This window comes from Sphingomonas sp. GlSt437, assembly GCF_048015635.2.
Lineage (GTDB): Bacteria > Pseudomonadota > Alphaproteobacteria > Sphingomonadales > Sphingomonadaceae > Sphingomonas.
The window spans coordinates 1620531-1640419 of the sequence record NZ_JBPGYA010000001.1; the positions used below are offsets into that span (position 1 = coordinate 1620531).

Annotated in this window: 23 protein-coding genes; 6 read left to right on the forward strand and 17 right to left on the reverse strand. The window is 65.5% G+C overall.

What is annotated here, in order from left to right; genetic code table 11:
• Nucleotides 1-76 precede the first annotated feature (76 nt).
• Both ACLB0R_RS07985 and panC read right to left on the reverse strand, forming a co-directional pair.
• Nucleotides 77-373, reverse strand: a complete 297-nt coding sequence (locus ACLB0R_RS07985) for an SEL1-like repeat protein (RefSeq protein WP_416642735.1) — start codon at nt 371-373, stop codon at nt 77-79.
• A gap of 75 nt (nt 374-448) precedes the next feature.
• A complete protein-coding gene (gene panC, locus ACLB0R_RS07990) occupies nt 449-1303 on the reverse strand; it encodes a pantoate--beta-alanine ligase (RefSeq protein WP_416642736.1) in 855 nt (284 codons plus the stop codon).
• 94 nt (nt 1304-1397) lie between these two features.
• Here panC and ACLB0R_RS07995 point away from each other — a divergent pair, with 94 nt between their 5' ends.
• From ACLB0R_RS07995 to ACLB0R_RS08010, 4 genes are read left to right on the forward strand one after another with little or no spacing between them, the layout of a single operon-like run.
• Nucleotides 1398-2192 (forward strand): division plane positioning ATPase MipZ, encoded by a 795-nt coding sequence (locus ACLB0R_RS07995; protein ID WP_416642737.1) that lies wholly within the window; start codon nt 1398-1400, stop codon nt 2190-2192.
• 16 nt (nt 2193-2208) lie between these two features.
• Nucleotides 2209-2517: a J domain-containing protein gene (locus ACLB0R_RS08000; protein ID WP_416642738.1), complete on the forward strand. Its 309-nt coding sequence runs from the start codon at nt 2209-2211 to the stop codon at nt 2515-2517.
• Nucleotides 2518-2543: 26 nt separating this feature from the next.
• Nucleotides 2544-3935: a phosphoglucomutase/phosphomannomutase PgmG gene (gene pgmG / locus ACLB0R_RS08005; RefSeq protein WP_416642739.1), complete on the forward strand. Its 1392-nt coding sequence runs from the start codon at nt 2544-2546 to the stop codon at nt 3933-3935.
• A 51-nt stretch (nt 3936-3986) separates the two neighbouring features.
• On the forward strand, nt 3987-4748 hold the full coding sequence (locus ACLB0R_RS08010; RefSeq protein WP_416642740.1) for a 3'-5' exonuclease: 762 nt from the start codon (nt 3987-3989) through the stop codon (nt 4746-4748).
• A gap of 145 nt (nt 4749-4893) precedes the next feature.
• On the opposite strand, the gene ACLB0R_RS08015 is transcribed toward ACLB0R_RS08010, so the two are convergent.
• Together ACLB0R_RS08015 and gyrB are read right to left on the reverse strand one after the other, a co-directional pair.
• Nucleotides 4894-5664 carry a class I SAM-dependent methyltransferase gene (locus ACLB0R_RS08015; RefSeq protein WP_416642741.1) on the reverse strand — a complete coding sequence of 257 codons (771 nt, stop codon included), beginning with the start codon at nt 5662-5664 and terminating at the stop codon, nt 4894-4896.
• Nucleotides 5665-5689: 25 nt separating this feature from the next.
• Entirely contained in the window at nt 5690-8173 is a 2484-nt protein-coding gene (gene gyrB / locus ACLB0R_RS08020) for a DNA topoisomerase (ATP-hydrolyzing) subunit B (RefSeq protein ID WP_416643042.1), read from the reverse strand.
• A gap of 103 nt (nt 8174-8276) precedes the next feature.
• Here gyrB and ACLB0R_RS08025 point away from each other — a divergent pair, with 103 nt between their 5' ends.
• Nucleotides 8277-8732 (forward strand): hypothetical protein, encoded by a 456-nt coding sequence (locus ACLB0R_RS08025; protein WP_416642742.1) that lies wholly within the window; start codon nt 8277-8279, stop codon nt 8730-8732.
• Here the strand turns inward: ACLB0R_RS08025 and ACLB0R_RS08030 are convergent.
• Together ACLB0R_RS08030 and recF are read right to left on the reverse strand one after the other, a co-directional pair.
• Nucleotides 8700-9224, reverse strand: a complete 525-nt coding sequence (locus ACLB0R_RS08030; protein ID WP_416642743.1) for a TetR/AcrR family transcriptional regulator — start codon at nt 9222-9224, stop codon at nt 8700-8702. The two genes, ACLB0R_RS08025 and ACLB0R_RS08030, sit on opposite strands and share 33 nt — an antisense overlap.
• Nucleotides 9221-10285 carry a DNA replication/repair protein RecF gene (gene recF / locus ACLB0R_RS08035; RefSeq protein ID WP_416642744.1) on the reverse strand — a complete coding sequence of 355 codons (1065 nt, stop codon included), beginning with the start codon at nt 10283-10285 and terminating at the stop codon, nt 9221-9223. Before recF ends, ACLB0R_RS08030 begins: the two co-directional genes overlap by 4 nt.
• 231 nt (nt 10286-10516) lie before the next feature.
• On the opposite strand from recF, the gene ACLB0R_RS08040 reads away from it, so the two are divergent.
• Complete coding sequence (locus ACLB0R_RS08040; protein WP_416642745.1) at nt 10517-11083, forward strand: carboxymuconolactone decarboxylase family protein; 567 nt, start codon at nt 10517-10519, stop codon at nt 11081-11083.
• A gap of 3 nt (nt 11084-11086) precedes the next feature.
• Here the strand turns inward: ACLB0R_RS08040 and ACLB0R_RS08045 are convergent, their stop codons facing one another.
• The 11 genes from ACLB0R_RS08045 to ACLB0R_RS08095 all read right to left on the reverse strand — a co-directional run bounded on the left by ACLB0R_RS08045 (nt 11087) and on the right by ACLB0R_RS08095 (nt 19858).
• Nucleotides 11087-11491 carry a flagellar protein FliS gene (locus ACLB0R_RS08045; RefSeq protein WP_416642746.1) on the reverse strand — a complete coding sequence of 135 codons (405 nt, stop codon included), beginning with the start codon at nt 11489-11491 and terminating at the stop codon, nt 11087-11089.
• Nucleotides 11491-12954 carry a flagellar filament capping protein FliD gene (fliD, locus tag ACLB0R_RS08050; protein ID WP_416642747.1) on the reverse strand — a complete coding sequence of 488 codons (1464 nt, stop codon included), beginning with the start codon at nt 12952-12954 and terminating at the stop codon, nt 11491-11493. The genes ACLB0R_RS08045 and fliD overlap by 1 nt, the downstream gene beginning before the upstream one ends.
• Before the next feature lie 58 nt (nt 12955-13012).
• The gene (locus ACLB0R_RS08055; RefSeq protein ID WP_416642748.1) at nt 13013-14149 is read right to left on the reverse strand and encodes an EscU/YscU/HrcU family type III secretion system export apparatus switch protein; all 1137 of its coding nucleotides are present in this window, start codon (nt 14147-14149) and stop codon (nt 13013-13015) included.
• A complete protein-coding gene (gene fliR, locus ACLB0R_RS08060; RefSeq protein ID WP_416642749.1) occupies nt 14149-14946 on the reverse strand; it encodes a flagellar biosynthetic protein FliR in 798 nt (265 codons plus the stop codon). Before fliR ends, ACLB0R_RS08055 begins: the two co-directional genes overlap by 1 nt.
• 100 nt (nt 14947-15046) lie before the next feature.
• A complete protein-coding gene (gene fliQ / locus ACLB0R_RS08065) occupies nt 15047-15316 on the reverse strand; it encodes a flagellar biosynthesis protein FliQ (RefSeq protein WP_416642750.1) in 270 nt (89 codons plus the stop codon).
• A 7-nt stretch (nt 15317-15323) separates the two neighbouring features.
• A complete protein-coding gene (gene fliP / locus ACLB0R_RS08070) occupies nt 15324-16190 on the reverse strand; it encodes a flagellar type III secretion system pore protein FliP (protein ID WP_416642751.1) in 867 nt (288 codons plus the stop codon).
• Nucleotides 16190-16441, reverse strand: coding sequence for a flagellar biosynthetic protein FliO (locus tag ACLB0R_RS08075; protein ID WP_416642752.1), 252 nt, complete (start codon nt 16439-16441; stop codon nt 16190-16192). The genes fliP and ACLB0R_RS08075 overlap by 1 nt, the downstream gene beginning before the upstream one ends.
• Nucleotides 16438-16737: a flagellar motor switch protein FliN gene (fliN, locus tag ACLB0R_RS08080; protein ID WP_416642753.1), complete on the reverse strand. Its 300-nt coding sequence runs from the start codon at nt 16735-16737 to the stop codon at nt 16438-16440. The genes ACLB0R_RS08075 and fliN overlap by 4 nt, the downstream gene beginning before the upstream one ends.
• A complete protein-coding gene (locus ACLB0R_RS08085; RefSeq protein WP_416642754.1) occupies nt 16734-17687 on the reverse strand; it encodes a flagellar motor switch protein FliM in 954 nt (317 codons plus the stop codon). Before ACLB0R_RS08085 ends, fliN begins: the two co-directional genes overlap by 4 nt.
• A 6-nt stretch (nt 17688-17693) precedes the next feature.
• Entirely contained in the window at nt 17694-18308 is a 615-nt protein-coding gene (locus tag ACLB0R_RS08090; protein WP_416642755.1) for a flagellar basal body-associated FliL family protein, read from the reverse strand.
• 20 nt (nt 18309-18328) lie between these two features.
• Complete coding sequence (locus tag ACLB0R_RS08095) at nt 18329-19858, reverse strand: flagellar hook-length control protein FliK (protein ID WP_416642756.1); 1530 nt, start codon at nt 19856-19858, stop codon at nt 18329-18331.
• Between the last annotated feature and the right edge of the window lie 31 nt (nt 19859-19889).

The window sequence follows — 19889 nt, forward strand, 5'->3', positions numbered from 1 at the left end:
CGCATCACCCCAGCCAAAGCAGGCGTCGCTTGCGGTACCCGACGCCAGCTTTCGCTGGGGTGACGTATCGAGCGACCTAAGCCGCCCGCGCGCTTGTCATCTGGAGGAAGGCACGCGCCTGGCGCTGGGCCTCGGCAATCTCGCGCGCGGTCATGTCTTCGGCGATGTCAGCGCGGCATTGCTGAGCGGCGTCGCTGCCCCACACTGCCGCCAGGTTGAACCATTTATGCGCCTCGATCAGGTCGATATCGACCCCGCCGGCGCCAGTCGAATAAACGATGCCCAGATCATAACAGGCATTCAAATCACCGCGCGCCGCGTCTGCAATCCGGCTTTCGATCAGGAACGTCGCGCTCTTCAGGCTGTTTGCCATCTCCGCCAACCCCTTTTCGCCCCATTTGGCAGAACGGGTTGTGGCCGGCAGAGTGTCTAAAAATGGTTAACGCGGTTAACCCTGTTCGGTAATTTCCACCGCCAGGTTGTCGATCAGCCGCGTATTGCCGATCCGCGCGGCGGCGAGCAGCCGGGCAGGGCCGCCCAATCGGTCGATCGGCGCCAGGCTGACGGCATCGACCAGCGCGACATAATCAATGAGGTCGAAGCCCGCAGCAGCAAGCGCGGCAGTCGCCTCGGCCAGCGCGGCGCCGACATCCGCGCCGCGGCCAATCGCCCGCGCCGCCAGTCCCAGCGCTCGGGGCAGCGCCACCGCTCGTGCGCGCTCGTCGGGCAGCAGATACGCGTTGCGCGAGGATAGCGCCAAGCCATCGGCATCGCGCTGGGTCGGCACGCCGACAATCTCGATCGGCAAGTCGAGGTCGATTGTCAGACGGCGGATAACCGCGAGCTGCTGATAATCCTTCTCGCCGAACAGCGCGATGTCGGGCTGGACTTGATTGAACAGCTTGGTGACGACCGTGGCCACCCCATCGAAGTGACCAGGCCGCGCGGCGCCATCAAATCCTTCCGAAACACCTGCGACCGAAATGTTGGTCGCGAACCCCGCCGGGTACATCACTTCGATCGGTGGCAGCCACAGCAAGTCGCAGCCGCCCTCGCTCAGCATCTGCGCGTCGCTCGCTTCGCGGCGGGGGTAGCGATCCAAATCCTCGCCCGCGCCGAACTGCTTGGGATTGACGAAGATCGAGGTGACGACGCGGATCGCCCGCCGCCGCGCTTCCGCGACCAGCGCCAGATGCCCGGCATGGAGCGCACCCATCGTCGGCACCAGTGCAACGCGCTCGCCGGCGTGGCGAAACGCGGCGATCGCCGCGCGCAGCGCGCCCAGTTGACGGATGGTTTGCACCGGCACATGCCCTTCGATAAGGACGGCGTGACTTTACGCCGGGCGCGCCTTCTATGGGGGCAGTCGACGGCGATCAACTGGGGATCACATCGGTTTGTCGCAGCCGCCGCACAAGACGCACGTCATCGTCTTCGCCAATGAAAAGGGCGGGACGGGCAAGTCGACCACCGCCGTCCATGTCGCGATCGCGCTGGCGGCGCGCGGAGCAAAGGTGGGCGCGTTCGACCTCGATCATCGCCAGCGCACCATGGGTCGCTATTTCGACAATCGCGAAGCGACGATCAAGCGCACCGGTCACGAGTTGCCGATGCCGCGCCACGCAACGCATGATGGCGAAAGCCTGGCGCGCTATACCGAGCAGCTCGATGCGTTAGCGGAGGGCGCCGATTTCCTCGTCATCGACACCCCCGGACGCGACGATCGCTTCGCGCGGATGGCGGCCTCGCGCGCGGACACGCTGGTTACGCCGATGAACGACAGCTTCGTCGATTTCGACCTGATCGGCCAAGTCGATCCCACGACCTACAAAGTCACCCGCCCGAGCTTCTATGCCGAGCTGATCTGGGATGCGCGCAAGGCGCGGGCCAAGAGCGACGGCTCGACGATCGACTGGGTGGTGCTGCGCAACCGCCTCCAGCATATCGAGGCGCGCAACATGCGCCGTGTATCGGATGCGCTCGATCAGCTCGCCAAGCGCGTCGGCTTCCGCATCATTCCCGGCCTGGGCGAGCGCGTCATCTATCGCGAGCTGTTCCCCAATGGGCTGACGATGATCGATTCGCGCGAGTTTGGCGAGATGGGGCTCTCTCACGTCGCCGCGCGCCAGGAATTGCGCGAAATGATGGCGGGGCTCGGCCTGCCCGAAGCGCCGCTGCCGCTGTTCAGCTGATGGCGAGGCTCGGCTGATGGCCAAGTTCCTGCTGGCGCTGGCCTTTGCCTGGCTCGCCTGGCGTTTCTGGTATCACGGCCCCAACCCGCGCCGGCGCTACCAGTCGACGCCGCCGCGCCCGGCTGGCAGCGATCAGACAACGCTTGCAGAGGCGCGCGGCGTGCTCGGTGTCAGTGCAGGTGCCGACGAGGCCGAAATCCGTGCCGCGCATCGCCGGCTGATCGCGACTGCGCATCCCGACCATGGCGGCTCGGACGAGCAGACGCAGCGGATCAATGCCGCGCGCGATGCGTTGCTCGCGCAAGCCAAAAGCTCATCCTTGTAGTCCCTCGCCCACCCCGGAGCCTCGCAATGTCCCACCAGTTCAACCCGACCTCGCTGCGCGAATATGACATTCGCGGCATTGTCGGCAAAACCCTCGACGAGGCCGACGCGACTGCGATCGGCCGCACTTTCGGCACCATCGTCCGCCGCGCCGGCGGCACGCGGGTGGCGATGGGTTTCGATGGCCGGACCAGCTCGCCTGCCTTCGCTGCGGCGCTGCTGGACGGGTTGACTGCTGCCGGTGTCGACGTTGTCCGCACTGGCATGGGCCCGACGCCGATGCTCTATTATGCCGAGGCGACGCTAGAGGTGGATGGCGGCATACAGATAACCGGCAGCCACAATCCCGCCGAGTATAATGGCTTCAAGATGGTGCTGCAGCATCGGCCGTTCTTTGGGCAAGACATTCAGAAACTCGGTGAGATGGCGGCGGCGGGCGATTGGGAGTCGGGCGCCGGCACGGTCAGCGACTATGATATCCTCGACGCTTATGTCGCCCGGCTGGTTGAGGGGTTTGACGGCAAAGCCTTCCGCATCGGCTGGGACGCGGGTAACGGCGCCGCCGGCCCGGTGATCGAGAAGCTCGTCAAGCTCTTGCCGGGTGAGCACCACACGATCTTCACCCAAGTGGACGGTAATTTTCCGAACCATCATCCCGATCCGACCGAGGAAAAGAACCTCGCCGATCTGAAGGCGTTGGTCGCGGCCAAACGCCTCGATTTCGGACTGGCTTTCGATGGCGATGGCGACCGAATCGGCGCGATTGACGGCGAAGGCCGCGTAATCTGGGGCGATCAAATTCTGTCCATTTTGGCGCAGCCTGTGCTGGAAGCGCTGCCCGGCGCGACGATCATCGCCGATGTGAAGGCAAGCCAGGCGCTCTACGACCGCATTGCCGAACTGGGCGGCACGCCCGTCATGTGGAAAACCGGCCACAGCCTGATCAAGACCAAGATGAAGGAAACCGGCGCGCCGCTCGCCGGTGAGATGTCAGGCCATATCTTCTTCGCGCATGATTATTATGACTTCTACGGCTTCGATGACGCGCAGTTTGCCGCCGTCCAGCTGATCTGCGCGGCGAGCCATATTGGCAAATCGATGACGCAGATTCGCGGCGACATGCCGGCGATGGTCAACACGCCCGAAATGCGTTTCCAAGTCGATGAAAGCCGCAAGTTCGCGGTGGTAGACGAAGTGCTCGCCCGGCTGACCGCCGAGGGCGCCGACGTCGACCGCACCGATGGCGCGCGGGTGACGACGCCCGACGGCTGGTGGCTGCTCCGCGCCTCGAACACGCAGGATGTGCTGGTCGCGCGCGCCGAGGCGAAGGATCAGGCGGGGCTCGATCGGCTGATCGGCCAGATCGACGCGCAGCTCGCGGCATCGGGGCTCGAACGCGGACCGCAAGCCGCGCACTGATCGGCGCGGGCGGGACTCGCAATCGCGCGGGAAAATCCCCATTGGGGCGGGATGCCCTCCCCTGACATCATCCGCGTCATCGATCTTGAAACTACTGGCCAGGCGCCGCTCGCGCATGGCGTGTGCGAGATTGGCTGGCAGGATGTCGCGCTGGGCGCCGATGGTCGCTGGGACGTCGTGGCCGATGGTGGTGGCGCGATCCTCGTCAATCCCGGCCGGCCGATTCCGCCGCTCACCATGGCGGTCCACCATATCCGCGACGAGGATGTCGCCGACGCGCCGTGGTGGCATGATTGTGCCCGGCCGATCCTCGATCCCTGGCCGCGCCGCGTCGCGCTCGCTGCGCACCGCGCCGATTTCGAGATGAAATTCTGCACGCCCTCACTGACCCGCGGCGCCGACTGGATTTGCACCTGGAAATGCGCGCTGCGGCTCTGGCCCGACTCCCCAGGCTTTTCCAACCAGTTGCTGCGCTACTGGCGGCGGCCCGAGGGGCTCGTCCACGAACATGGCTTGCCCGCGCACCGCGCCGGGCCGGATGCTTATGTCACCGCGCACCACCTGCGTGACATGCTCAACGAGGCGAGCGTCGCTCAGCTTATCGAATGGTCCAACCTCCCCGGCTTGCTGCCGCGCGTGCGGAACGGCCCCGATCGCGGCAAGGACTGGCGCGAGCTCGACGATGACACGCTCGAGGCATTCGCCGCCGATCGCGATCCTGACGTGCGCTACACCGCCGAGCAGGAACGCATCCGCCGGCGCGGCGGCACCAGCTATGATCGCACGCCGCCGCGCCAGGGGGCGTTGTTGTAAGTAGACATCCAACCCTCCCCCATCGGGGGAGGTGGCAGGGGAAGCCTGAAGGAGGGGGAGGAGCGACTTACCTTGCCCTCGATCAGTATCCGCCGCCTCCGTCGCTTGCAGCGACACCTCCCCCTGAGGGGGAGGGTCAACCAACTTACAGCGGCTTGCGGAACTTATAGGCGAACTGGTCGGTGTGTCCGCGGATTGCGGGATCGAACACGTTCTTGCTGTGGTCGTCAGCCGGATTGGCGAGCACCTTGCTCTCGCCGGCGAAGGTGAAGCCCGCCTTCAGCACCTCCGCCTTCACCACCGCCGGGTCGATGCGGTGCTTGGTCGAGGTGCCGGTGAGGCCGGTGCCCGCAGCGTCGGCGTGATCGACGATTACATAGACGCCGCCGGGCTTCAGCACCTTGAACACCGCTGCGTTGTTGGCATCGAGCGCCGCTTCGCCGCCGGGCAGGTTGGCGATGTCGTGGTAATTCTCGTTGGTGTAGACGATGTCGATGGTGCCATCAGCAGCGCCCAGCGTCGGGACATTGGCCGGCGTGATCGTGTTGGTCACATTGGCGAGGTGCCAGCCGTCGAGCGCCGCTGCCGCTTTTTCCGCCCGCGCGGCGGCGACTTGCGGCCACATCGGATAGACCTTGCCCGTCTCATTAACGATCGGGCTGAACATCCGCGTCCAGTAATAGCGGCCGCCCGGCAGCAGATCGACGACCTTGCTGCCCGGCCCGACGCCGGTGAAGGCCAGGATATCGGCGGCGTGGCGGCGGGCGTCGTCACTTGCCTGGTCGGCGCGCGCGGGATCGGCGAGCGCTGCGGCAACTTGCGCCGCTGATGCCGGGTGCTTGCCGTCATGCGCCGCTGCCAGACCCGCAATCGCGATGGCGCAAAGCGCAGCCATGCCCAACATCATCCGCTTCATTGCCTTGCTCTCCCTAGTAAAACCGTCAGACGTCGAGATTGGCGACCGACAGCGCGTTTTCCTGGATGAAGTCGCGGCGCGGCTCGACTTCGTCGCCCATCAATTGGGTGAAGATCCCGTCGGCGACATCCGCCTGCTCGACCTCGACGCGCAGCATCGAGCGATTGGCGGGGTCGAGCGTCGTTTCCCAAAGCTGCTCGGCGTTCATCTCGCCCAGCCCCTTGTAGCGCTGGATCGCGAGCCCCTTGCGCCCGGCGGCAAGCACCGCGTCGAGCAACTGCGATGGCCGTGCGATCAGTGCTTCGCCCTTGCCGAGTGTCACCGGCGCCTCATCCTCGTCCTCACCCGCTTCTTCGGCGACGGCGGCACCCTTGAGTGGCACCAGCTTGGCGACGGCGGCGTAGCTTTCCGCCTGTTCGGCCGCGAGCGCGTGGAGCTTGCGCGCTTCGGCCGAGGCGAGGAAGCCCGCTTCGATGATGTGATGATCGGTCACGCCGCGCCACAGCCGGCGGAAATGGATGCCGCCTTCCGCGCTCAATTCGGCTGACCAGCGCGCTTCGGGGTCGCCCGCGTCGAGCTGGCGCGTCACGCCTGCCAGCCGCGCACCGCGCGCCTCGCTGCCTGCCTGGGGATCAAGCGCGCCGGCCAGCGCCAGCGCCTCGATGATCACCGGATCATAGCGCTTGGGCACATAGCGCATCAGCGTGCGCATCCGCCGCGCGTGATCGACCAGACCGGCCAGGTCTGCTCCCGAACGTTGCGCGCCGGCGGTGTCGAGATAACTCGCGCCGACGCCCGCCTCGACCAGATAATCGTCGAGCGCGGCATCGTCCTTCAGATACACTTCGCTGCGCCCGCGCGTCGCCTTGTAGAGCGGCGGCTGGGCGATGAAGAGATGCCCCTTCTCGATGATCTCGGGCATCTGCCGGTAGAAAAAGGTCAGCAGCAGGGTGCGGATATGCGCGCCGTCGACATCGGCGTCGGTCATGATAACGATCTTGTGGTAGCGCAGCTTCTCGACGTTGAAATCGTCACGGCCAATGCCGGTCCCCATCGCCTGGATGAGCGTGCCGATTTCCTTGGACGACAGCATCCGGTCGAACCGCGCGCGCTCGACGTTCAAAATCTTGCCGCGCAACGGCAGGATTGCCTGGAAATGCCGGTCGCGGCCCTGCTTGGCCGAGCCGCCGGCGGAATCGCCCTCGACCAGAAACAGTTCGGACTTGGCGGGATCGCGTTCCTGGCAGTCGGCGAGCTTGCCGGGCAGGCTGGCGATGTCCATCACGCCTTTGCGCCGGGTCAGCTCGCGGGCCTTCTTGGCGGCCTCGCGCGCGGCGGCCGCATCGATCACCTTGCCGACAATGGCGCGGCCATGCGCCGGATTTTCCTCGAGCCATTCGGCCAGCTTGTCGGCCATCAGGCTTTCGAGCGGCTGGCGGACCTCGGACGAAACCAGCTTGTCCTTGGTCTGGCTGCTGAATTTGGGATCGGGCAGCTTCACCGAGACGATCGCGGTCAACCCCTCGCGCATGTCATCGCCTGTCAGCGTGACTTTCTCTTTCTTCAAGAGCCCGGTCTTTTCCGCATAATTGTTGAGGGTGCGCGTCAGCGCCGCGCGGAACGCCGCCAGATGCGTGCCGCCGTCGCGCTGCGGGATGTTGTTGGTGAAGCACAGGACGTTTTCGTAATAGCTGTCATTCCACTCGAGCGCGACGTCGATCGTTACATCGTCGCGCGTGCCGTTGATCGCGACTGGCTCGGGCATCAAGGGTTGCTTGTTGCGATCGAGCCATTTCACGAATGCGGCGATGCCGCCTTCATAATAAAGCTCGACGGTCTTGGGGTCCTCATGCCGCGCATCGGTGAGGAACAGGCGGACGCCCGAATTGAGGAAAGCGAGCTCGCGATAGCGGTGTTCGAGCTTCTCGAAGTCGAATTCGGTGATCTTGAACGTCGCCGGGCTGGGCAGGAAGGTCACGCGGGTGCCCTTCTGCCCCGGCGCGGCCTTGCCGACGACTTTCAGCGGTGCGACTGCATCGCCATGGGCGAAGCGCATATAATGCTCCTCGCCGTCACGCCAGATCGTGAGATCGAGCCATTCGCTGAGCGCATTCACGACCGACACGCCGACACCGTGCAGGCCGCCCGACACCTTATAAGCGTTATCATCCGAGGTGTTCTCGAACTTACCACCGGCATGGAGCTGGGTCATGATGACTTCGGCCGCCGAGACGCCTTCCTCGGCGTGAATGCCGGTCGGAATGCCGCGGCCGTTATCGGTCACTGAGACCGACCCGTCGGGGTTGAGGACGATGTCGATCCGGTCGCAATGGCCGGCCAGCGCTTCGTCGATCGCGTTGTCGGAAACCTCGAACACCATGTGATGCAAGCCGGAGCCGTCATCGGTGTCGCCGATATACATGCCGGGGCGTTTGCGCACCGCGTCAAGCCCCTTCAGGACCTTGATCGAGTCAGCGCCATAATCGTTGGAATTGGGGTCAGATGCCATGACGAGCATATAGGGATGTGCTCGCCATAACGGAAGCAAAATGGGCTGGCAGCGGCGCATCGATGCTGCTATGTAGCACTCGCTACATAATGGAGCCCGATCGATGGACCTGTCTGCCCAATCAAAACCCCAAATCGGCCGCGCGAATGGCGCGTTCGCTGTTCTTGTGCCGCTTGGCGTCCTCTTCTGGGCGCTCGGCGTCGTCCTGCTGCGTGCGCTGACCGCGGCGGGATGGCTCGCCGGCGATGGCTGGCACTGGCTTGCTTATGCGCTGATCGTGCTGCTCACCGTGCCGGCCGTGCGACTGGGGCGCCGTGCCGCGCGCTTGCCGATCGATCGGACGCTCTACGCCGTGACGGTCATGTCGATGACCGCGCTGTTCATCGACGGCATCGTCATCGGCTTTGCGCCCTGGATTTATGCGACCGACCCGGCGCAGGCCCGCGCGGCGGCAGGGGCGCTGCTTTGGGGCGTTGCGGTTGCTTTGGCGCTGGGCATGGCGATGGAACGGCGCGCGCAACGCCGGTCAGCGTGCCAGCCGCGCGGCAATGTCGCTTAGTCCCAAGGCCGTCAGCAGCGCGCGTGCATCCAACTCGGCGAGCAATCGCTCGGCGGTAGCACGCCGCGCATCGGCGTCGTCGATCGCCAACCGCGCATCGATCCAGTCGACAAAGCCGCGCCCGATCGCTTCGCCCGTTGCCTTGCACGCCGTATCGCCGCGAGCAGCCAGCGCCGCAATTTCCAGCCAGAGCTGCATGAACGGCCAGAAACGCTCGCCCAGCACTTGCTGGTGGAGCAGGGTGGCGAGCGTCGCTTCGTCGCGCCGCTCCGGCCCGGCAAGCGCGTCGAGCATCGCCGCCATGCGCGCGGCGCCCGTCGTCAGGATGGCGGCGATCAGTCCGGCCTTGTCCTCGAAATAATAGATCAGCATGCGGTCGCTGGTCCCGGCTGCCAGCGCGAGCGGGCGCAGGCTGGCGCTGCCGATGCCATGCTCCAGCACATGATCGACCAGCCGCGCCAGCAGCGCCTCGCGCCTCACATCGGCCTTCATGCGTCGATCCTCCCATCAGCCAAGGTAAGCCGGGTTGCTTCCCCCGGCACGGCATCGAACAGCGCAGCTTCGGTCCCGGTCAGCCAGACCTGGCCGCGGCTGGCGAGCTGATCGAACAGTGCCGCGCGCCGGGCGGGATCGAGATGCGCGGCGACTTCGTCGAGCAGCAGAACCGGCGGCCGCCCGGTCCGATCGGCGACGAGCCCGGCATGGGCGAGGATGATGCCGAGCAGCAGTGCTTTCTGCTCCCCCGTCGAGCACAACGCCGCCGCTTGCGCCTTGTCGAGATGCGTGATGATCAAGTCGTGGCGATGCGGCCCGGCCAGCGCGCGCCCGGCCGCTGCATCACGCGCGCGGCTCTGGCGCAGATCGGTAGCGAGCGAAGGCGCGTCACCGGCCCAGCCCTCGATCGCCAGGCCGGCGCGCGCGAAGATGCCGGGCGGCTGGTCGGCCAGTCGCGCGCCCAACGCCGCCACGGCTGCCCGACGCGCGGCATCGATCGCCGCGCCATGCTGCGCCATCTGCGCTTCGAGCGCGGCGAGCCAATCGGCGTCAGGCGCCTCCGTTTCGGTCAGCAGCCGGGTTCGCGCGCGCATCGCCGCATCGTAGCGATTGGTGTGGACCGCATGCGCCGGATCGAGCGCCAGCGTCAGCCGATCGAGAAAGCGCCGCCTTTCGCTGGCGGGCTCGACGAACAGCCGGTCCATCGCCGGGGTCAGCCACAGCACCGTCAACCATTCGGCGAGCGCGGTTGCGGCGGCCGTCGCGCCCTGGATGCGGACGATCCGCCGCTCGGGTGCATCGGCGCGCGTGCCAGTCGAGAGCTGAACGTCGTCGCCTAGCTCGGCCGCGACCGCAAAGCCGCCGGCCCCGCCTTGCCGCGCCATTTCGCCCAAGCTCGCTCGGCGCAAGCCTCGGCCGGGCGCGAGCAGCGATACAGCTTCAAGGATGTTGGTCTTGCCCGCGCCATTGTCGCCGGTCAGCACGACAAAGCCATCGCCCGGCGCGATCACCGCATCGGCATGGTTGCGAAAATCGGTGAGGACCAGGCGACGAAGCATCAGCAGCCTTTAGAGTCTGTCTTAACCAGATGCATCCGTCATTCCCGCGAAGGCGGGAATCCATTCTTGGTGGCACTGGCGAGACTCGCCTCGCTCAGCGCCAATGGATCCCCGCCTATGCGGGGATGACGATAAGTCTTTGGAACCGGATTGCGCGCGTGTCGCGCAACTTTCGCATTCGCCTGTCATTTTGCATTGCAACACGATTAGTAGCTTGACGGAGACCAGCCCATGCGCTTGCCGCTCATCGACCCCGCGCAACTCACCGACGCGCAGAAGCCGCTCTACGAGGATATGAAGGCCGGTATCGCCAGCAACTTCAATGACTTCAAGACGGTTGCCGACAATGGCGCGCTGATCGGCCCGTGGAATCCCTGGCTGCACGAGCCGGTGATCGGCAAGGCGGTGTGGGACTTGACCAAAGCGATGTCGATGCAAGCGACCTTGCCCGATACCGCGCGGCAGATCGCCATCCTCGTCACCGGCGCGCATTTTGACTCAGCGTACGAAATCTACGCGCATATCGCGGTCGCCGAGCGCGAGAAGATGTCGGCGCAGCGCTTGTCGGAGCTGTGCGCCAACATCAAGCCGCGCGATCTCGATCCGCAGGAAAGCGTCGCCTATGATGCGGCGTTCGCGCTGGTCAATGGCGGTGTGCTGCCCGAGCCCTGCTACCGCCTCGCCGTCGACACCTTCGGTCAGCACGGTGCCAACGAGTTGATCTATCTCGTCGGGCTCTATTGTCTCGTGTCGATGACGCTCAACGGTTTCAACGTGCCGGTGCCCGAGCGGGAATAGGGGTTAAGCGCGCCCCGCAATCTGGTTCCACGCGGTGGCGATTTCGGCCATGCGATCCGCCACTGCCAGGAACGGGGCGGCATCCTGCCCCAGGCTTGCATCGACGATCTCGCGCCGCGCGCCGGCATAGACGCGGCTCAGCGTGCGGGCGAGGTCGCCGCCCTTGTCGAAATCGAGCCCGGCTTCGAGCGCGAACAGCACCGCAATGGCGCGCGTCGCTTTCTCGCTTTTCACCGTGAATTGGCGATGCTCGGTTGCCCAGGCCAGCGCGCGCAGCGCTCGATCGAGCTCTTCGTAGAGCAGGCTGACGAGCTTGCCCGGATCGGCCTCGGCGGTGCGGCCGGCAAGGTCGATCTGGCGGTACATCGCCTCCGGGTCGCGGCCCAGCGTCGTTGCGTAATGGACCATCAGTTCTGCTTGCTGTTCCACGCAGCGATTTGCTGGGTGAGGAATGATTGCGTCGATTTGTACGAGGCAAGCTGCGACGACAGGTTGGAGAATTGCTGGGTCAGCCGCGTCGTCTCGGCGTCCTGCCGGGTCGAGACAGCGCTGAGCTGATCACTGATGCGAGTTTTGGCGTTGTTGTAATTGGTCTCGCTCGCGCCCAGGCCGTAGGTCGTGCTGGTCGCATTATCGAGGATCGCCTTGAACGCGGCGGATATGCCGCCGCCCGTAGCGCCCGTGCCGTTGGCGAACAGCGCTTCGACCGCATCAGGCGAGTTGGTGATCGCCGCTTTCAGCTGATCGGCATTGACCGTCAATGTGCCGTCGCGATTGGTCGCGACGCCGATTTCCGTGAGCGTCGTCGGCCCGCTGGCGCTGGTCGAGAGCTTGGTGAGTGTCAGCCCGCGCAGCGAGGTAGCGAGCGATGTCGCCGCAGGATCGCCGAACAGCGTGCCCGTCTTAGCATCGAGATCGCCCTTCAGCACATTCTGCAGGGAGTTATAGGCCGACACGAAATTGTTGATCGCCTGAGAGAGCGCGTCGGTCGGCGTCGAGGCGCCTAGCGACACGATGGTGCCGGGCTTGGCCGAAACCAGATCGAGCTTAACCCCGGGCACGAGGTCGCTGATCGAGTTGGTCGAGCGCTTGAGCGGCACGCCGTCCACCGCGACAACCGCATCCTGCGCGGCCGAGCCGATCGTCGTGCCGGTCGCGCCGACGCCGATGTTGAGCGCGGCAAGGCCGGGCGCCGAGGCATCCTCGGTCGCGGTCAGTGTAAATGCCTGCGCTTCGCCGGTCTTGCCCTTGAGCGAGAGGCGCGCGCCGCTCGAATCGGTCAGGATCGTCGCGGTCACACCGGCATTGGCGGCGTTGATCGCCTTGGCGATGCCCTGCAGGCTATTATTCGTCGAGTCGATCGTGATCGACACCGGCGCGCTGCTGCCAGCGGTAAAACCGGTGATCGCGCCGTTCGCATAAGTCGCCGTGCCAAGCTGCAGCGTCAGCTTGCCGGTGCCGACTGCGGCGGTGGGATCGGCGACAACGCCCGTGGTCGCCACTTGCGCCTGGGCAAGCTGGCGCACCTCAACCGAGGAGGCGAGGCCCGATGCGCTTTGGCCGGGGATGACGCTCGCCTTGACGATCGTCGAATCCGAGCTGGTCGGCTGCGTGGCGAGCGTACCGCCGGAGACGAGCTGCGACAGGCTGCTGTAGAAATCGTTGAGGTTGCTCTTGAGCGTGCCGACCGCGGAAATCTGAGTATCGAGCTTGGCGCTGCGGTCCTGCAGGGTCTGCGTCTGCGGGCCGAACTCGGCGGCGACCAATTGGGTGACGATCGCGTTATAATCGATGCCGGAGCCGGCATTCAGCGCGGTCAGGACCGACTGGGCGTTGCTCAGCGATGATGTGGTGCTGCTCGTCGTCGTCATGGCTGTTCTCGCGGTACACGCCCCCTACCAATCAGGAACGACCGGAACGCCGCCGATTTTAGGCGTTTTCTGCGATTTTCACGCCGTTTTCGTCGAACCGCGCGGTCGGCGGTACCGGCACGTCGGGCTGCTTGCCGCCAGCGCGCGCATTGAGGCCGAAGACAAAGGCGAGCACGGTCGCGATCGGCATATAGAGATCGTCGCGGATCTCCTGATTTTCGCGCGTGGTGTAGTAAAGCGCGCGGGCGAGCATCGGATATTCGAGCGTCGGCACCTTGTTTTCCGCTGCCACTTCGCGGATCGCGAGCGCAGTGACGCCGCGCCCCTTGGCGACCACGACGGGCACTTGATCGGTGCCCCGATCATAGCGTAGCGCGACCGCGAAGTGCGTCGGGTTGGTGAGCACGACATGCGCGCTTTCGACTGCCTTCTTCACATTGCGCCGCGCCATTGCCTGCTGGCGCTGGCGAATCTGCGCTTTCACCTCGGGATTGCCGTCGGCTTCCTTGCGCTCGTCCTTCACTTCCTGCTTGGTCATGCGCAAGCGGCGGAAGCGCTGGAACAGTTGGATCGGCACGTCGATGCCGGCGATGATGACCAGGCCCAGCGCCATCGCGAACAGAATGCCGCTCAGCATCGAGCCCAGCGAGCCGACCGCGCCATCGACATCGCCGGCGGCAAGGCCGATCGACTGCTTGCCCGCCCACCACAGCATATAAGCGCCGATCGAGCCCAGCAGCGCGACCTTGAGCAAGGATTTGCCGAGCTCCGTCCAACCATTAAGGCCAAAGATGCGCTTCATCCCCGAAGCGGGATTGATCCGCTGGAATTTGGGCTGGAGCAGCCCGCCATTGAAGCTGATCGACCCCAGCCCGCCCTGGCTCAAGACCGCCGCGGCCACCGAAACGATGGCCAACGCACCGAGCGACGGCGCCAGACGCCATCCGGCCGCCGCCAGCGGCCGCATCGGCGCGAAATTCTCGACATCGGCGCGGCCGAACTGGAAACTCTCGGTCATCAGCGCCTTGCATGCTGCCATTAACGACGGGCCGAACAGCGACAGCCAGCCGCACCCCGCCAGCACCACCAACGCCGTCGCGAATTCACGGCTGCGCAGGATATCGCCATCCTTGAACGCATCGTCCTTGCGCTTTTGCGAGGGGGCTTCTGTCTTGTCGCCGAATTGCTCCGCCATCAGCTGAGCACCAGCCGTTGGGTGGCGGCAAGGCCGTCACGAATGACCACGAGCATGTAATCGCCCATTGCCGGAAAGGCGATGACCAGTGCGATGACGCCGACCGCGAGGCTGGCCGGCAAGCCGATCGCGAACAGGTTGAGCGCTGGCGCCGATCGCGACAACATGCCGACGATGAGATTGAGGCACAGCAGCAGAAACCCGACCGGCAGCGCCAGCAACAAGCCGCCCGAAAAGGCATAGCCACCGAAAAAGGCGATGTCGCGCAGCCGTTCGGGCGCGAGCCAGGCGCTGCCCGGCGGCATCGCCTGATAGCTTTTCACGATGATGTCGGCGAGCATCAGATGCCCGTTCACCGACAGGAACAACAGCGTCATCAGCACCATCATGAACTGGCCGAGCGCTTGCGAGCTGACGCCGCTTTGCGGGTCGATGGCGGATGCAAAGCCGATGCCCATCGAATTGCCGATCAGCTCGCCCGCGACCAAAGGCGCGGCAAAGGCGATCTGCAGGACGAAGCCGAGCGCCAGCCCGACCAGCGCCTCCATCCCCACCGCCAAAAACGTCACGATCGAAAACACTTGCGCCGGCGGGGTGATGTGCTGCACGCCCATCACCAGCACCGCGATCGCGCCTGAGAGCGTGATGCGCACCTGCACTGGCACCGCGACCGCGCCAAACATCGGCGCCGCGACGAACGCCGCGCCGATCCGCACCATCACGAACAGGAGCGTCCAGAGCTGCGGCTCGATCGAGAGGCCGAAGCCTAGCATGGCGCGGGCCGCGAGAGCGCGCATGCTGCGCGCCACGCGACCGAGCCCGGCCGGCGGGCAACTGGCCGGCCGACGACGCGGCTTTGCCGCGGCGGTTTCACCGTCGAAGCGCGGCCGGCATCCATCACTTCACCAGATCGGGAATGCGATCGAAGATGCTGATCGTAAAGTCGCTCAGCAGCCCCAGGATCATGCCGCCGAAAATGAGCAGCGAAATCGCCACCACCGCAAGCTTGGGGACGAAGGTCAGCGTCTGTTCGTTGATCGAGGTTGCCGCCTGCACCATGCCCAGGATCAGGCCGGAGAGCAGCGCCGGGATCAGGATCGGCGCGGCGGCCAGCGCCAGCACCCACAGCGCCTCGTGCGCGATCGTCAGGAAATAATCGGCGTCCATCGCTGCGCTACCTCACAAAACTGCTGGCCAGACTGCCCATTGTCAGCGCCCAGCCATCGACGAGGACGAACAGCAAGAGCTTGAACGGCAGCGAAATAATCGTCGGCGAGACCATCATCATGCCCAGCGACATCAGCACCGATGCCACGATCAGGTCGATGACGATGAAAGGCAGGAAGATGAGGAAACCGATCTGGAACGCGGTCTTGAGTTCGCTGGTCACGAAGCTCGGCAGCAGCACCGAGAACGGCACGTCCTGCGGCTTGGCATAGGGCCCCGATTTGGCGATGCCGGCGAACAGCGTGATGTCCTTCATCCGCGTCTGCTTGAGCATGAAGGCGTGGAGCGGCTCGCCCGCATCCTTGATCATTTCGGTCGCGCCGATCTTGCCTTGGGCATAGGGCTGGATCGCGGTCTTGTTCATCTGGTCGAGCGTTGGCGCCATCACGAAGAAGGAGAGCAGCAAGGAGAGCCCGATCAGCACCTGATTAGGCGGCGTCTGCTGCAGGCCGAGTGCCTGGCGGAGCAGCGCCAGCACGATGACGATGCGGGTGAAGCTGGTCATCATCAACAGGATGCCGGGCAGAACCGACAGCAGCCCCATGATGATGAGGATTTGCAGGGAAAGCGCGAGCGGCGCCTTGCCACCGCCGAGATCGCCGAGCGCCTTGTCGACGGCGTCGCCGACGCCGGGCGCGGCGGGTGCGGGCACCGCCGGCGCGGTTTGCGCAAAGGCGGGCATCGCGACGAGAACTGCAAACAGGATCGCGAGCAGCACGAGGGCGATCTTGGCCGTCCGGCTCGTGCGGCGCGGTGCGGGCGCGGCGCGGAACAGGCTGGGGCCAGTGCCCAGGCGGCGGACGGTCGCCGGCATCACGCGTCGACCTTGTCGATCAGCGTCACGCCGTTGCGGCTGACCGCGACGAGCAGCTTGCGGCCTTGAAATTCGAGCACGGCGAGGCGGCTGCCGGTCGAGACCATCATCGTCTCCTTGACCTGCAGCATCCGGTCCGCCGGCGCGCCGGGCAGGCGGCTTTCCAGCCGCCGCCAGAGATAAAGACAGCCAATCATCAGGCCGCAGACGAGCGGCAGCATGATGACGAGCTTGATGATATATTCGGTCACGCGCGGCCCGCCCGCTTTTCAGGGCTGACGAGCTCGGTCATGCGCACGCCGAAGCGATCGCCGACCGTCACCACTTCGCCGCGGCCGATCAGCGTGCCGTTGACCAGCACGTCGAGCAATTCGTTCGCCTGGCGGTCGAGCTCGATGACGCTCGCCTCGCCTAGCGCGAGCAGCTCGCGCAAGGTCAGCGACGTCGAGCCGATCTCGACGGTGAGCTTCACGTCGACATCCTGAAGCAAGCGGAAATTCGCCGCCAGCGCCCCGTCGACGGGGAATCCCCCGGTCATGTCGTTCATCGGTAATCCTCCTCGAATTTCCGTTCGATCTGGTTGAGCATCACGGCCGCGCGGCCATTGGACGTGCCGACGGTGCCGAAGCCGAGCCGGTCGCGGCCGACCATCACCGGCACGTCGTCGCCGAAGTTGATCGGGATGACGTCGCCTTCCTTGAGCGCCATCAGATGGGCGAGCGACATCTCCGGCTCGGCAAGCACCGAGCGGACATGGAACTTGACGCCCATCACCGAGCGGGTGAGGCCATTGCGCCAGCTTGGATCGGGCTCGGTGCCGCGACCGAGCACTTTGCCGGTGAGCGAAGGCGCATAAGGCTTCAGCGCGGACACGGGATAAGCGATGTCGAAATGCGCCGTCTCGCGACCGGCGACGGCGATGCCGAAGCGGGTGATGACGAGCGCATCGTCATTGTCGATGTCACCGATCAGCGCGGCGGACGATTCGACATGGCCGGGCTGGAAATCGATCCGCGCCATCGGCTCCCACGCGGTCTTGAGCGGGCCGGTGAGCGCAATGCCGAGCCGCTTCACCATGGCTTCGGCTGCCGGCGAGAATTCGGCCGGCATCTTGGCGGGGGCTTCGCCGGGGCCGCCGAAGAACAGATCGACCATTTCGAGCACGAACTTACCATCGAGCACGATCAGCGCCTGGCCCGATGTCGGGCGCATCGCGACAGGCAGCCACGCCGTCAGCCGCTCGCCACGCTCAATACGATAATCGGAGAAACGCTGTACCTCGAGCGGATCGGCCCAGACGCGCACTTCACGGCGGACAAAGGGCTCGAAAACCCCACGCAATTGCCGCGAAAGCAGCGCGCAGAGATGCTGCAGCGTGTGGAGGTCACCAAAAGGATTCAGATTGGCGGTGCCGAACACCGCGCTATGCGTCACCAGCGGCCCGGCTCGCTCGCGCGAGCGCCGATCGGTGTCCGTGTCTGAATCCCCGTTAACCATGCCCGTTCACTGAACAACGAAATTGGTAAAGTAGACGTTACTAATCCCGCCGAATCCCTCTTTTTGCTTCAAAACATCGTTGATCGCATGGGCGAGGTGGACCTGCAGGGCGCGTTTGCCTTCATTGGTGAAGACCTGGTCCTCATTGGCATCGCCCAGCGCCATCAGAATCGCCGAGCGCACGGCGATCTCATGCGTCTTCAGATTTTCGATGACGCGCTCGTCGTACGGCGTCGACACCGCGATGCCGACCTGGATGAAATGGACGCTGTCGCGCAGGTTGGAGGTGAACTCCTTGTCGATCGTGTAATAAGTGGAGGCATATTTCTCGCCGCCGGTGCCGAGCGGGGCATTGTTCGAGCTGCCGCCGCTTTTGCTTTCGCCGCCGCCTTCGCCGGATGCGCTCGCGCGCTTTTCCAGGCTTTTGGGTACGAGGTGCGGGCCATTGTCGACTTTCACGGTCGCGCCGCCACCGAGCAGCCCCGACTGCATCGCATAAAGCGCGCCACCCGCGCCGCCGCCGCCAATCACGACGAACGCGCCCACGAGCATCAGCAGCTTCTTCTTGCCCTTCTTCTTGGGCGCTTCGCCGTCGGGCGTTTCAACTTGAGCCTTGGCCATTGGTCAAAATCCTTCGCAAATCAGGCGAGCCAGCCGGCAATCGCGGCGGTCTCGACGGTGTCATCACTGTCGTCCCCTTTAACGTGGGGAGCGTTTGCAATGGGTTGACGCGCATGGGGCGCCTGTTGCGGGGCGCCGCGCTGCTGTTGCTGGGCCGCGCCGCTGTCGCCGCCGTCGATCAGCGTCTGGCCGAGCCGGATGCCGCGACCGGCGGCGATTTCAGCGAGGCGCGGCTGGGCATCGGCGAGCAGCTGGCGCGTCGGCGCCTGATCGGACGAGAAGCGGACATTGATGGTGTCGCCGTCCTTGCGGATCGCGACGTCGATCTTGCCGAGCGCATCGGGCAGCAAGCGGATGCGGGTGTCGCTCGCGTTGCTGGCATCACGCAGCAACTCGATATGGTCGATAATCCCCTCGACCCATTTGGTATGGCTCGTGTCGACCGTCGCGGGTTTCGCGTCGACCGATGCAGTCGCCGATGCGTCGGCAATGCCGGTGAAGGGCTGGGCGGTAGGGAGCGAGCCGGGGTCGCGGTTGGACCGCTTGGCGGCAGGCTGGGCGACGCTCAAGGCAGCGGCAAAGGCCTGGCTCGCTGGTTGCACCGAGCCGACAAGGGCGACGTTGGCAGCCCCGGGCAGGCTCGCGAGCGTGAGCGGCTGGACGTCGGGATTGGGTTTGGCGACAGGTTGCGGCGCGCTGGGCGCGGTCGGGCTGCTGGTGGATGCGGGGTCCGTTGCGCGGGCAATCGGCGTGGCATTGTCGGCGACGGGGGTGGGGATCACGGGCGTTGGCGCGCTTGCAGCCGGCGTGGCAGCGGCCGGCGGCTGATTTGCCAGGGGTGCCGCGTTCGCACTTGTCCGCAGCGCATTGGCCAAGACGATGACGGGGTCGCGCGGGGCCGCCTGGGCCTTGGCCGAGTCGCCGCGATCCGCTTTGGCCGGGCTGGGTGGCGATGCCGGGTCGACGGGCGTGGGCGGCGCGTCGTTGCTGTTGTTCGCTACGGTCGCAAGATCGAGCGCGCCGGATGCTGGTGATGGTTGAGCTAGGCTGGTCGCTGCTGGCGTTAATGCTGGCGCGTCAGCGGGAAGCGCTATTAAAGCGCTGGGAGCATCCGGAATCGCGCCAACCGTAGCAACCGGAGCAGCCGGCGCCGAGCGCGCGACGTCGTTCGCGGGGGCGGGTAGAGCGGGCGCCACCACCGGCATCGCAAGCGCCAGCCAGATCAGCGCGGCGGCATTGGCAGGATCCTGCTGGTCGGCGTCCTTATCGGCTTGATCCTGATCGTCGCCCGACGGCAAATCCTTGCCGTCTCCGGCAACGCCTTGCAGGGTCGATGCGTCGGTCGATGCCGGCGGGGTGGCGGTGGACGCGGCGAGGTCGGCGATAGGGTTGGCGGCGATGTCGGCCCCGGTCAGCAACGCCGCAAAATCCGGCGAAGCGACTGCCTGCGCTGGAGTTTGCGCCGCAGTCTGTGCCGTTGCGGGCGCCGACGCCGGTCCCGATGCGACCAGGGCGGATGCCGTATTGGTGACGGTAGAAATCGTTGCCATGCCCCATCCCGCGCGGCGCCGATGCCGCTTT